Annotated in this window: 10 protein-coding genes; 1 reads left to right on the forward strand and 9 read right to left on the reverse strand. The window is 62.2% G+C overall.

All coding sequences use genetic code 11. The annotated features are described in order from the left end of the window. Positions 1-8 precede the first annotated feature (8 nt). The 3 genes from AC0X69_RS17020 to AC0X69_RS17030 are packed head-to-tail and all read right to left on the reverse strand — an operon-like array spanning position 9 to position 6,698. A complete protein-coding gene (locus tag AC0X69_RS17020; RefSeq protein ID WP_482609090.1) occupies positions 9-890 on the reverse strand; it encodes a transglutaminase family protein in 882 nt (293 codons plus the stop codon). Further along, a complete protein-coding gene (locus AC0X69_RS17025) occupies positions 887-3,400 on the reverse strand; it encodes a circularly permuted type 2 ATP-grasp protein (RefSeq protein ID WP_482609092.1) in 2,514 nt (837 codons plus the stop codon). The genes AC0X69_RS17020 and AC0X69_RS17025 overlap by 4 nt, the downstream gene beginning before the upstream one ends. Then, positions 3,390-6,698, reverse strand: a complete 3,309-nt coding sequence (locus AC0X69_RS17030) for a transglutaminase family protein (protein WP_482609094.1) — start codon at positions 6,696-6,698, stop codon at positions 3,390-3,392. Before AC0X69_RS17030 ends, AC0X69_RS17025 begins: the two co-directional genes overlap by 11 nt. Positions 6,699-6,989: 291 nt before the next feature. On the opposite strand from AC0X69_RS17030, the gene AC0X69_RS17035 reads away from it, so the two are divergent. Next, positions 6,990-8,075 carry a zinc-binding metallopeptidase family protein gene (locus AC0X69_RS17035; protein WP_482609096.1) on the forward strand — a complete coding sequence of 362 codons (1,086 nt, stop codon included), beginning with the start codon at positions 6,990-6,992 and terminating at the stop codon, positions 8,073-8,075. A gap of 71 nt (positions 8,076-8,146) precedes the next feature. Here AC0X69_RS17035 and AC0X69_RS17040 read toward each other — a convergent pair whose 3' ends face one another. From AC0X69_RS17040 to AC0X69_RS17065, 6 genes are all read right to left on the reverse strand, one after another. Continuing rightward, positions 8,147-8,785: a hypothetical protein gene (locus AC0X69_RS17040; RefSeq protein ID WP_482609098.1), complete on the reverse strand. Its 639-nt coding sequence runs from the start codon at positions 8,783-8,785 to the stop codon at positions 8,147-8,149. A gap of 64 nt (positions 8,786-8,849) precedes the next feature. Then, the gene (locus tag AC0X69_RS17045; RefSeq protein WP_482609100.1) at positions 8,850-9,863 is read right to left on the reverse strand and encodes an NAD-dependent epimerase/dehydratase family protein; all 1,014 of its coding nucleotides are present in this window, start codon (positions 9,861-9,863) and stop codon (positions 8,850-8,852) included. Next, the gene (locus tag AC0X69_RS17050) at positions 9,823-10,833 is read right to left on the reverse strand and encodes an NAD-dependent epimerase/dehydratase family protein (protein WP_482609102.1); all 1,011 of its coding nucleotides are present in this window, start codon (positions 10,831-10,833) and stop codon (positions 9,823-9,825) included. The genes AC0X69_RS17045 and AC0X69_RS17050 overlap by 41 nt, the downstream gene beginning before the upstream one ends. Further along, the gene (locus tag AC0X69_RS17055; protein WP_482609104.1) at positions 10,830-11,762 is read right to left on the reverse strand and encodes a transketolase family protein; all 933 of its coding nucleotides are present in this window, start codon (positions 11,760-11,762) and stop codon (positions 10,830-10,832) included. Before AC0X69_RS17055 ends, AC0X69_RS17050 begins: the two co-directional genes overlap by 4 nt. Next, entirely contained in the window at positions 11,759-12,574 is an 816-nt protein-coding gene (locus tag AC0X69_RS17060; RefSeq protein WP_482609106.1) for a transketolase, read from the reverse strand. Before AC0X69_RS17060 ends, AC0X69_RS17055 begins: the two co-directional genes overlap by 4 nt. Then, a complete protein-coding gene (locus AC0X69_RS17065) occupies positions 12,571-13,044 on the reverse strand; it encodes a hypothetical protein (protein ID WP_482609108.1) in 474 nt (157 codons plus the stop codon). The genes AC0X69_RS17060 and AC0X69_RS17065 overlap by 4 nt, the downstream gene beginning before the upstream one ends. Positions 13,045-13,070 lie beyond the last annotated feature (26 nt).

Here is a 13,070-nt window from a genome sequence, read left to right on the forward strand (position 1 = left end):
GAAGGCGCCTAAATCGCCGCTTCCTTGACGTCGACGCTGACATCCAAATCCTGCTTGCCGGCGCCGAGAATCACGCCGTCGATCGGCGAAACATCCGCATAGTCGCGTCCGATTGCGATGGCGATGTGATCATTTCCCACCGCCATGGCGTTCGTTGGGTCAAGGTCCAGGAAGCCAAATTCCGGACCGCACCAAACGGACGCCCACGCATGGGTTGAATCGGCGCCTTCCAGCCGCGCCTGTCCCGGAGCGGCGTAGGTGCGAAGGTAGCCGCTGACATAGCAAGCCGCCAGACCGAGACCACGTAGCGCCGCGATCATGATATGCGCGAAATCCTGGCAGACTCCGCGGCGGCGTTCGAAGGCTTGCGCGATCGGCGTCGCGACATGCGTCGCATCCGGATCATAGGCGAAGTCGGCGTGGATGCGCTGCGTCAGCTCCATGGCGCCTTCGAGAATTGGCCGCCCCGGCGAGAAGCTCTCTCGCGCATAATCCGTCGCGGCGTCGACCATCGGCGCGAGACGGCTCGCGTAAATATAATGCGCCGGAGAGGAGGCGCCGAGCGAACTCGAGGCATAGGCTGCGCTCCTCACGATTTCCCAAGCCGGCGTCAGCGCCGGCGCAGGAGGCGGCGCCCGCTCCACTTCGACGCGCGCCGCAAGGGCGATCTGCAGCTTTGTGTGCGGCTTGAAGATCCGCGCTTCGCAAACTCGGTTGCCGTGAAAGTCAATCCTTTCACTGAGAATTTCCGCCGGTGGCGACAGCTCGATCTGTTTGGACAGCACGCTTTGGCCGCGATCATCGCGCGGGATCAGGCGCATGGCGCAGCGCGCCGAAGCGACAGGCGCGTCATACTTGTAGGTCGTGCGGTGGGCGATATCGTAGATCACGCGATCCGCGACGGCTGCGAGTCTGCTGCGCCATCGGCGCCGTGCAAGAAATAGTGCTCCGCAATCTTGTCTGCGAGCAGCATCAAGCGCTGCTCAAACGCCAGAATGAGGGAAGCGTCCAGACGGCGCGCGTCCTCCGACTCGAGCTCGGCGCGCAGCCTGACGGAAAGCCGCCGCGGCGCCTCCATGACTCCATCGTTGCGTAAAGGAGGCAGCGCCGCGAGGTGTTCGTCAATGCGCATTGCCTGAAAGAGCACGGATCTCGGATTGAACGGATCAAGCATGGCAATGTCCAGCGCGGGCGCCAGGGCGGCTCCCGCGATATAGCGGGAGCGATAGGTGATCTGCGAATCGAGGAGTTCGAGCAAGGCTTCAAGCGTCTCGACGGTCGCGTCGTCGTCAGCGAGCTGTCGGGCGAAGCGGCAGGTCCCGATGGCGCGCTCGATCCTTCGGCCGAGATCAATGAAGCTCCAGCCTGCGACGCGATTGAAATTTTCGTCGATCAGCCCGGACAGGGCGGCAAGCGTATGAAGAGAGCGCTCCGTCAATTCGAGAGCTTCGGGCTCAGTGATGGCGCGCGCGCCGGCGCGCGTCAGACGCGCCTCGATGCGTCCGATAAGTTGCCAGACATCCTGTGACAGTCGTTCGCGCACGATCGACGCCGCACGTCTCGCATAGCGCACCACCGACAGCGCCGAACCGTAATTTTCGGCGCTGGCCGCTGCCGCCCACGCGATCTGCATCGCGCTCATGTCCGGCGCGTCTTCCGGCGTGGCGCCCCAGGCGATCAGCAGTCGCGCAAGCCGTTCGATCGACTGGCGCCCGTCAAGATCGATGTGCTGGAGTTCGCCCAAGCGGGCCTCCAGCGAGCGAACGACGCGCAGTGTCGCTTCGGCGCGCTCGAGATAGCGGCCCATCCAGAAGAGATTGTCCGCGGCGCGGCTCGGCAGATTGCCGAGCGTTCGCACGATCGGCGGGTTTTCGTCGGAGGGCAAAAGCGTCGACCATTCGATCGGACGGCTCGTCAACACCCAGACGTCGCTCGATTGGGCATTGGCGTCCATCGACACGGCGCGCACATTGAGTCGGTTGGAGACTCTGCAGAATCCGCCAGGCATTACGGTCCATCCGTCTGCGGTCGCGGCGGCGAAAACGCGCAGCACGAAGGGTCTCGGTGCCAAGCGGCCGTCAGTCCAGGCGGGGGTCGTCGAGAGCTTGGCTGGCTCCTGAGCGACGTAGTCGACGCCTCGTTGATTAATTGCCTCGATCAGCCGTGCGCGTTCGTCCCGCGTGAGCGTCTGGCCAAGCGCCTCGCGGCGTTCGCCAAATCCGGGGAGTTTGTCGCTGAACGCTCCGCTGATCGCGCATTCGCTCAGCGTCCCGACCACCCGATCGCGTTCGCTTTCCCGTCCGCACCACCACGTGCCGACATTGGAAAGTTTGAGGCTCTGGCCGAGCACGCGCTTCGAAAGTTCCGGCATGAAGCCCATCAGTGCGCGGGACTCGATAAACCCCGCGCCAGGCATGTTGGCGACGACGACGGCGCCGCGGCGGATGGCGTCGAACATGCCGGCGACGCCAAGCCGCGACGCGGCGTTCTGCTCCAGCGGGTCGCACCAGTCGGCGTCGACGCGACGCCAGATGACATCGGCGCGCTTCAGTCCCGCGATCGTGCGCACATGCAGCTTGCCGTGGCTGACGACGAGATCTTCGCCTTCGACCAGCGTGAAGCCGAGATAGCGGGCGAGGTGAACCTGTTCGGAATAGGTGTCGCTCCAGGGGCCGGGGGTCAGCAGACAGATGCGCGGATCGACGCGTTGCGCGACGTGGGAAATGCTCGCGCGGAATTCTCGAAAGAACGGCGCCAGACGCTCTACGTTCATGTCTCGATAAAGACTTGGCAGCGCGCGTGACAACACGAGCCGATTTTCCAACGCGTAGCCGGCGCCCGACGGGGCCTGCGCGCGATCGCCGAGCACCCGCCAATTGCCGTCCGGACCTCGCCCGAGGTCGGCCGCGTAAAAGCGAAGCCAACGTCCGCCGGGAGGCGAGACCCCGCACATCGCTCGAATGAAGTCTGGAGACCCGGCGACGGCTGCCGCCGGTAGCGCGCCATCAGCGACAAGGCGCGCATCGCCATAAATGTCGTGCAGGATTTGGTCGAGAAGTTCAGCGCGCTGTTCGACGCCGGCCGCGATGTCGCGCCATTCGGACTCCGGAATCAGGAGCGGCAAACGTCCTAGCGGCCAACTGCGCTCCTTGGCTTCGCCATGCACCCGGTAAGAAACGCCCATGTCGTCGATGCGGCGGCCGGCAGCCGCAAAGCGCTGTTCGAGACCAGCGTCGCCGAACGCCGCGAACGATTCGAGGAATCGACGCCAGTGCGCGCGCAGACGCCCATCGGCATCGAAAAGCTCATCCGGCGCATCGCCTGTCGGCGCATAATCGGCGATCCAGGCAGCAACGCGCCGTGACGTCTCGTTCGCTTCAATCGGGCGCTCAGCGGACAATGCTCCTCCGAAGGTCGAGCGTCAGCGGAAACTCGGGGCTCGGCTCCTCGCGCGGCGGATCGACAGGCCCAGGCGTATGGCCGTGATCCTGAAATCGCGCCAATCGCCGCGCTTCGGCCTCGTTACTGTTGACGGGGAAGGAGTCGTAATTGCGACCGCCGGGGTGCGTTGCGTGATAGACGCAACCGCCCAGCGAACGCCTGCTCCAGCAGTCGATAACGTCAAAGGTCAGCGGCGCATGGACCGGCAGCGTCGGATGTAGGCCGGAGGGCGGCTGCCAGGCCTTGAAGCGCACGCCCGCCACCGCCTCTCCAGGCACGCCAATGCTCGTCATCGGCACGCGGCGTCCATTGCAGGCGATGACGTGCCGGCCCGCAACGAGCCCCTTCGCCTTGACCTGCAGGCGTTCGAGCGATGAATCGACATAACGCACCGTGCCGCCGTTCGCGCCTTCTTCGCCCATCACATGCCAGGGTTCGAGCGCGCCGCGAATTTCCAGATGAACGCCGCCGCGCTCGACGGTTCCGGCGAGCGGGAAGCGGAACTCGCGCTGCGCCTCGAACCATTCCGGCTCGAAGGCGTAGCCAGCCCGGCGCAAATCGTCGAGAACGCCGAGGAAGTCCTGCCAGACGAAGTGCGGCAGCATGAATTTGTCGTGCAGCGCCGTTCCCCAGCGCACCAGATCGCCGTGCTGCGGCTCCCGCCAGAACCAGGCGACAAGCGCGCGAAGCAACAGCTGCTGCGCCATACTCATGCGGGCGTCGGGAGGCATTTCGAACGCGCGGAATTCGACGAGGCCGAGACGACCCGTCGGTCCGTCGGGCGAATAGAGCTTGTCGATGCAGATTTCCGCGCGATGGGTGTTGCCTGCCACATCGACCAGCAAATTGCGGAACAGCCGATCGACAAGCCATGGCGGCACATAGCCTTCGTCGGGAGAAGGCACCTGAGCCAGGGCGATCTCCAGTTCATAGAGCGAGTCGTGCCGCGCCTCGTCGACTCGTGGCGACTGGCTGGTCGGACCGATGAACAGGCCCGAGAACAGATAGGACAGCGAAGGATGGCGCTGCCAATAGAGCACGAGGCTCTTCAACAGGTCAGGGCGCCGCAGAAAAGGGGAGTCGGCTGGGGTTTCGCCACCCAGCACGACGTGATTGCCCCCGCCCGAACCGATCTGCCGGCCGTCGATCATGAATTTCGCGGTCGTCAACCGCGCCTGTCGCGCTTCCTGATAAAGCGCCGTCGTCGTTTGGACGGCCTGCTCCCATCTCGCCGCCGGGTGGATATTGACCTCGATGACGCCGGGGTCAGGCGTCACCTTGATCAGTTCAAGGCGCGGATCTTCCGGCGGGGGGTAGCCCTCGATATGGAGCGGCAGGCCCGTGGCTTTAGCGCTCTCCTCGACCGCCTCAAGCAGTTCGAGATAATCTTCGAGCGTGGTGACGGGCGGCATGAAGACGCACAGATGGCCGTCGCGCGGCTCGATGGTGAAAGCGGTGCGCACGGCGCCTTCGACAATGGACTGTTCGTGCACGTCCTGACGCGCGTGGCCGCCCGCAGTCTGCCCGCCACCCTGGATGCGGCGAAAATGGCCGGGCTCCGGCAACGGCTCTCGCGGCGCGAAGGGGTCCTGCGGATGGATGTAGGGGTATTCGTCCTCGGCCAGTTTCGGCAGAGACGCCACCGGAAGCCGCAGTCCGATGGGAGAATCGCCGGGCGCCAGGAACAGTTTTCCGCGGCGTAGCGTCCACTTCTCGGAGGTCCAGCGCGCCTGTGACTCGGCGCGGGCGTTCCAGCGCTGAATTGGCAGAACGAAGCCCGTGGGTTTGCTCAGGCCGCGCTCGAACACCCGCATCATGCGCGAGCGCTCTTCCGCATCATCGATTTTTGGATCGGCAGGGTCGACGTTGATTGGAAGGGCGCCCTCCTTGACCATCCAGTGCGCCGGATCCTCGTAGGCGGGCACCGCATGCTCGGCGCCGACCCCGAGGCGTTCTGCGAGATCCTGCACAAAGACTTCCGCGTCGGCCGTGGTGGCGCCTTTCGGCGCGTCGATATCGGCGATCAGCTGCGGCTGCGACCAGATCGGCATGCCATCCCGGCGCCAGTAAAGCCCAAAGGCCCAGCGCGGCAGGCTTTCGCCGGGGTACCACTTGCCCTGGCCGTAATGCAGGAAGCCGTTAGGCGCAAAGCGCGCGCGCAGCCTGCGAATAAGATCGTCAGCTCGCCCTCGCTTGTTGGGGCCGGTCGCCGCCGTATTCCACTCGGGCGACTCGAAATCATCGATCGAGACGAACGTCGGCTCGCCGCCCATTGTGAGGCGCACGTCCTGCGTTTCAAGATCAGCGTCGACTTTTTCGCCAAGCGCATCGAGGCGGCGCCATGCGTCATCGGAGAAGGGCGCGGTGATGCGCGGCGCTTCATTGATGCGGTCGACGCGCATTTCGAAACCGAATTCGACTTGCGCGGGTTCTACAAGCCCCGACAATGGCGCGGCGGAACGATAGTGCGGCGCCCCGCAGAGCGGCAAATGACCCTCGCCGCAGAACAATCCGGAAGTCGCATCAAGACCGACCCAACCGGCGCCGGGCAGGTAAACCTCCGTCCAGGCATGTAGATCGGTGAAGTCGTGATCGGTTCCCTTCGGGCCTTCGATCGGGTCGACGTCGGCTTTTAATTGGATGAGATAGCCCGAGACGAAACGCGCGGCGAGACCGAGCTTGCGCAGGATCTGCACGAGAAGCCAGGCAGAATCGCGACAGGAGCCGGACCCCAACGCGAGAGTCTCTTCAGGCGCCTGCACGCCAGGCTCCATCCGAATGACATAGCGGATATCGCGGTGTAGCCGAGCATTGAGTTGGACGAGAAAATCGACGGTCCGAGTCTTTTCCCGGGGAAGACCCTGCACGAAGCCTTCGGTCAGAGGTCCGACCTCTTCAGGCTCGAGATAGGCGGCGAGTTCAATCTTCTGTTCCTCCGGATAGGAGAAAGGGAAGTCTTCCGCGTAAGGCTCGATAAAGAAATCGAAGGGGTTATAAACGGCGAGCTCCGCGAGAAGATCGACTTCAATTTTGAATTCGTTCGCCTTCTCGGGGAACACCAGACGCGCCAACCAATTGCCGTGGGGATCCTGCTGCCAGTTTATGAAATATTCCGAGGGCGCGATCTTGAGCGAGTAGCCCGAGACTTTCGTGCGGCAGTGAGGAGCCGGACGCAGGCGAACGATCTGCGGACCGAGCGCAACCGGCCGATCATATTTGTAATGGGTGATATGATGGAGAGCGATCTGGATCGACACGTGGATCAGCGTTTCATTTCAGCGCGATACTCTCGCGAACAGGCCCAAGGAGCTTTTGAGTTTAGCGGGACCGGGCCGGCAAGTGTCAATCTGACGGGGCGGGAAACCCGCGGCTTTGTCTGAAAATGCGGCAATAAGCCTAGCGCTTGAGTGCTTCCTGCGCAAAGGCCCGGCGCCTGATCGCGTGCGCCCAGGAGCGGCGGCTTCTCAGCTCGGATCGTAGCATCAGAGCCAGGAACATTACGACTGCCGCGCAGTTAAGGCTGCGAGCAGGTCAGGGGAAGATGTCCGATGAAAGCCTTTCGATGCCAGGCTTGTCGCCAGAGCGTGCTTTTCGAAAATACAAAATGTGAAAGCTGCGGGCACATGCTCGGCTACCTGCCCGAGCAGAGTCACATGACCGCCGTCGAACCCGTTGGAGACGGATGGCGGGCGCTCGCTGACGGAACCCGTCAATATCGATTCTGCAAAAATTGGGAGCTGCACGGATGCAATTGGATGGTGGAGAAGGGAGGTCCTTCTGAATATTGCGTGGCCTGCCAGCACAATCGAACGGTGCCGGATTTATCGGACGAGAAGCGACACGCCGCATGGCAGAAAATTGAGACCGCCAAACGACGGCTGTTTTACAGTTTGATCAGATTGAACCTGCCGGCGCCGAACGCGTCCGAGCATGACGGCGAGCCGCTCGTCTTCGATTTCCTCGCGGAAGAGCTCTCGCCAAAGCCCGTTATGACCGGCCACGACTCGGGCCTGATTACGATCGCCTTGAAGGAGGCGGACGATCCGGTGAGAGAAAAAATGCGCGATGAAATGGGCGAGCCCTATCGCACTTTGCTCGGTCATTTCAGGCATGAAATCGGTCACTATTACTGGGACAGAATCGTGCCGAACTCCGCTCATCTCGGGCCTTATCGCGAGCTCTTTGGAGACGAGCGGGCGGACTACTCAGATTCCCTGCAAAAACATTACGAAGAGGGACCGCCGGCCGATTGGCGACAGAACCACATCAGCGCATACGCCTCCTGCCACCCGTGGGAAGATTTCGCGGAGACCTTCGCTCATTATCTCCATATCGTCGATGCGCTCGAAACCGGCCGGAGCGCTGGCCTCGTCGTGCGCCGGACGGACGGTACTCCGGCTCGCGTCGACTTCGATCCCTATGGCTATCCTGACATCAATGAGATGATCGACAATTGGCTCGACATTTCATTTGCGCTGAACAACATCAATCGATCGATGGGCCAACCGGACATCTATCCCTTCGTCATTTCGCCTGCCGTCAAGGAGAAACTGGGCTTTGTTCAGATGCTGCTGAAGGATCATGCACAGGCCCATGGCCCTGACGCGGCCCGCATGCTCGTCCATGAGCTCTAACGCGTCCTCAACACGCGCCGCCCGCGCCTCGCTCATCAGCGGCGCGGATCTACGGCGTTGCGGGACGCCAATCATGATCGCTCGAAGGAATTGATCAGTTCCACGTCGATCGCCTCCGCCAGCACGACCTCCTGGCAAAAGCCGGCGTCCCCCTTGACCCACGCTCCCGTGGGCGAAGGTTCGACATGCGAGCAGTCGTTCGGCCAGCCAAGAGCGCGCAGGCACAGCGTCAGACCGAAGAGATGCGACGGAATGATGCCGCTCCGTCCTTTGCGAAGCGGCACCAGGCTCATTGCTTCCCGGGCCGAAAACCAGCGGCCTTCCTCGGCTGAAGACGGCTCACCTGCGAGCGCGCATAAGAAAAGAAGACTCAGTATGTCGGATCTTCTGCTGCGAATCGGATAGATCGACGCCACATGCCGGCAGCTTTCCAGCATGGCGCCGCCCAACTCGCGGCTCAGCACGCGGCGGATGCCGCCGATCAAGTAATCGCCGCATCGATCCACGGAACCGGTATAATGCCACATGCCATTGAACGGATCGGCGTCATCGACAGCGCGTAGAGTGAGCCAGAAAAAAGGTTCTCCGTCGACGAACTTGTGAACGATCACTTCGGGCGAGCAGGATGGGCGAAGCCGGATCAGCGCGTTGAAGATGCGCTCGGGGAACACGCCGTCGCACGAGTCGCGATAGCGCGTCAGCCAGTGCAAGGCTGCTTCGCAGGCCGCGAGCGCGTGGTCCTCGTCGTCGGACGGGAAAGGCTCGCCGCCGGATTTATGCGCGCTGCTCATATTCCTCAAAGTGGTGTGCGTTTTCGACGAACCAGCGATAGGTCTTGCTTAGTCCCTCGCGAAGGTCGGTGCTGGCGGCAAATCCGAGTTTGGTCGTCTGCCGTGTCGTGTCCGCGACCCAGCGCGGCGAGTCCCAGCGCTGGCGTTCGACCGCGCCCCAATTCAGCAGGAGGGGACGCCCATGAATCTCTTCCAGAATATTTGCGACCTCGCCGAGGCTGTGCTCAACACCTGTGCCGAGATTGAAGATGGTTTCGTCGACTGGGATAGGCCGTTGCAGGCAGTGTTCTACGGCCTGAACCACGTCGCCAACATAGATGAAGTCGCGGCTCACAGAGGGAGACGACAAGTTCATCGGTCTTCCTTTCAGCGCGGCCAAAATTAGTCGAGGGATCAATCGCCTTTCATGTTCCCATGGACCGTATACGGAGAAAAGGCGCAACGTGACGAGCGGCAACCCCTTGAAGCGCGCGGCATATGATCCGTAGAGCGTTTGGGTCAGCTTGGCGATGTCATGTACGCGGGTTGGATTGGGCGGCGACGATTCGCTCATCGGCTCTGTTTGGTAGCCGTATTCGGACGAGCTTCCAGCATTGATGAAAAGCTCGCAGCCTGCACAAGCCGAAGCGAGATTGACGAGCGGCTGCACTGTGTGCAGCAAAATCTCGCCCTCGTCGGTTTCATGATGAAGCGCTGAATGCGCGGCGAAATGCAGCACGACGTGCGGCCGCGCCAGCGCCGCCGCCCGACGAACGGCCTCGGCATCCAGGAGATCTGCAAGATGTACGCGAATCTCCTTCAGTATCTCGGCGATGCGCCAAGCGGGCGCAGGCGCATCGCGTTCGGAATTGTGCGGTCGCACGAGCGCATGAACCTCGTGTCCACACTCGACCATTCTTCGCATAAGGCTCGCTCCCACGAACCCCGTGGCGCCGGTGATCAGGATGCGGCGCCGGTCAGACGCCGGCATATTCGTGTTCGCGGCAGAAGGCCACATAGCGCGCGAAGCCGTCGTCGAGCGTCATACGCGGTTCGTAACCGAGCATCTGGCGCGCCTTATCGACGTCCAGCGCTCCTCGGCGGGTGCGCCTGACAGGATCTCGACTCTCGCAGTTGATCACTTGCAGGTCCGGGAAATGAATGCGGGCGATCTCGGCGAGTTCGCGCAGAGTGCGCGCTGTGCCGCTCGTTATATTGAATGTCTCATTGGCCGCCGCGGGATGGGTGGCGGCGAGATAAAATCCCTCGACCGTGTCCTCCACCCAGGTAAAGTCGAGTAGCTGTGCGCCGCCGTCGAAAAGCCTGATCTCCCGCCCCTCCATGCCACACTCAATGAAGCGTTGAACAATGCGCTGATTTGTATCGCTCGGTCCGTAGACGGAGCAGGGGCGAACGATCGCATACTCCAGTCCGAACATTTCGTGGTAAGTGCGCACGTAGATCTCGCCGCACAGTTTGGATGCTCCGTACACTTCCAGCGGCACAGTTGGATGGTCTTCCGCCGCGGGAAAATGGACGAAATCGCCGTAGGTCATGCTTGAGGACGCATACACGAAACGCTGGACGCCGCAGTGACGGGCGGCGTTCAGCACGTTGGTGGTCCCGGTCTGATTGATGGCGAGCGCATCCTCGAGATACCGCTGTGAGGCGTCGGCGATCGAGATCGCCGCGAGGTGAATCACAATGTCGGGTTCGGCCTCCTGCATGCTCCGCGTGAGGTGCTCGGAATTGCAGATGTTTCCTTCGATCAGCTTGAACTGCGTCCCGTGGTTGCTCTCCATTTCCGCATTGCGCACGCGCTCCAGCCGATACGCCAGGCGCCGCGGATAAGCGCCGCGCTCGTGTGGATGGACGAAAGAGCGCAGAGCGTCATAGGCGACGACATCGTAGCCGCTGCGAATGAATGTGACCGCGAGCAGCGAACCGATGAATCCGGCGCCGCCAGTAATGAAAACCTTCTGTGTCATTCGTCGACCTTGGCTTCGAGGACTCTCTTGACGACGCCGTCCGGCGTTAAGCCGCATTGCTCCCGATAAAACGCTTGCGATCCCGATACGTGCGCGAACAGGTCTGGAATTCCGATCCGGTGGACGACGCAACGGTTCGGAGCGTTTGCGACAACCTCGCTTACTGCGCCGCCGAGACCACCGAGAATCGAATGCTCCTCGAGGGTGAAGATCGCCTGGCAGGTTTCGCTCAGCCGTCTGACGCACGAATCGTCGAGCGGTTTAACCGTATGCATGCTGACGACGGTGGGTCGGACTCCATGCGCCGACTCGAGCTTTCGTGCGGCTTCGACTGCAGTCGACAGCATATTGCTCGTCGCCACAAGCGCAACGTCGTCGCCCTCCTGCAGGACAATTGCGCGGCCAATTTGAAATTCGCCAATTGCCGCGGCCTCGTGGACGGCGGGCTCGCCGCGCTTGGCCAACCGCATATAGGCGGGTCCGTCATACGAGGACAGGGCGTCGACGGCGCGCCGAACCTCCCATGGGTCGCCCGGGCAGATCACGCACATTCCCGGCAGCGCGCGGGTAACGGCGATATCCTCCAGCGCGTGATGCGTCGCGCCCATGTCGCCGTAGCTGTATCCGGCGCCCAGGCCGACGATGGTCACCGGGAGATCGTGGTAGCAGATGTCGATTCTGATTTGTTCCAGCGCGCGAAAGATGGCGAAGGGAATAAAGGAGTAGACAAAGGGCCGCATGCCTTCGCGCGCCAGGCCCGCGGCGACGCCGAGCATGTTTGCCTCAGCAACCCCGCAATTCACGAACCGTCCGGGAAACTCAGCCTGGAAGGACTCGAAGACGGTGTAGCCAAGGTCTCCGGTGAGCAGAATCACGTTCGGATTTGCGCGCGCCTGGCGCGTCAGTTCGTCGACGAACGCCGTCCTCATGACATCAGCTCGACGCGCGCCGCCTCGACCTCCTCAGCCGTCGGCGTCTGATAGTGCCATTTCAGCTGATCCTCCATGAAGCTCACGCCCTTGCCTTTGACCGTGTGCGCAATCAGAGCGCTTGGCCGCCCCGGCTCGAAGGGCGCTGAGGCCAGCGTTTCGACGAGCGCGGCCATGTCGTGACCGTCGATCGTCCGGGTCGCCCAACCGGCGGCCCGCCATTTGGCGTCCAGCGGCGCGAGTCCGAGGACTTCATCGACGCGCCCGTAGTTCTGGATCTTGTTGTGGTCGATGATGCACACCATCGAAGCAAGCCGGTGATGCGCGGCGAACATCGCCGCTTCCCACGTCGAGCCTTCCTGGCAGTCCCCTTCCGAAAGGACCGTGAAGACGCGATAGGATAGGCCTTTTATTCCGCCAGCCATGGCGAGGCCGTTCGCCACGCTGAGGCCATGTCCGAGCGATCCTGTCGAAAACTCAACCCCGGGAACGCCGAATGTGTTCGTGTGCGCGATGAACGGCGATCCATCCTTTAAATATTCCCTCAATCGGCCCGGAGGGAAATAGCCGTATTCGGCGAGCACGGCATAGAGCGCGGCCGCCGCATGTCCCTTGCTGAGGATAACTCGATCGCGCGCGTCGGAATCCGAGCTTCTGATGACGCCGCCGTAGAGCGCGACCAAAATATCCATGACCGAGAGGCACGAACCCACATGACAGCTGCGCGCGTCGGCGATCATCCGCGTCACTTCGAACCGCAGTCGATTGGCGGTGCGTTGCAGTTCAGTGGGATGGGTCGCGCGCTGGCTCATGCAGCTTCCGTCTCAATCGCTCCGGGAAGCGACGCCGCGGAGCCGAGGAAGAACACTTTGAAATGCTCGATGACGGGGTTATCGGCCTCGTCCGTGTTTTCGCAGCCGGCGTGAATATGGCCCACGGGACTTGCGACGATGTCGAGATTGCAGCGGACGGGCTCTTTGCGATCATTCTCGCCGGGACATGAGAGATGGATGACGCCGGCATCGTCAAGCGTCCAATGACATGTCCAAGTCTTCTCCGGACTGAACATGTAACGCTCGGTCACGGTGCCGTCGGCGTTGAAGCGAACGAGATAGCCGCCGCACAACTCGCCCAATTTGAGCATGTAGGCTCCGACGATCTCGTCACGGGTGAAAGGGCGTTTGGTTTTCAGCCACGCGGAATAAGTGGGATCGGTCGGACTCTGCGGCTTTTGTCCCGTCTCGAGCTCACACAAACGCTGAAGTCTACCAAATTCTGCCATTTGTCTTTCCTGACCCGTTAACGTGG

This window comes from Methylocystis sp. Uni0008 (genome assembly GCF_056838045.1).

Excerpts from the sequence above, each read along its gene's own strand:
- AC0X69_RS17060 (WP_482609106.1), bottom strand. The coding sequence starts at position 12,574 with ATGAGCCAGCGCGCGACCCATCCCACTGAACTGCAACGCACCGCCAAT.
- AC0X69_RS17055 (WP_482609104.1), bottom strand. The coding sequence starts at position 11,762 with ATGAGGACGGCGTTCGTCGACGAACTGACGCGCCAGGCGCGCGCAAAT.
- AC0X69_RS17045 (WP_482609100.1), bottom strand. The coding sequence starts at position 9,863 with ATGTGGCCTTCTGCCGCGAACACGAATATGCCGGCGTCTGACCGGCGC.
- AC0X69_RS17050 (WP_482609102.1), bottom strand. The coding sequence starts at position 10,833 with ATGACACAGAAGGTTTTCATTACTGGCGGCGCCGGATTCATCGGTTCG.
- AC0X69_RS17035 (WP_482609096.1), top strand. The coding sequence starts at position 6,990 with ATGAAAGCCTTTCGATGCCAGGCTTGTCGCCAGAGCGTGCTTTTCGAA.
- AC0X69_RS17065 (WP_482609108.1), bottom strand. The coding sequence starts at position 13,044 with ATGGCAGAATTTGGTAGACTTCAGCGTTTGTGTGAGCTCGAGACGGGA.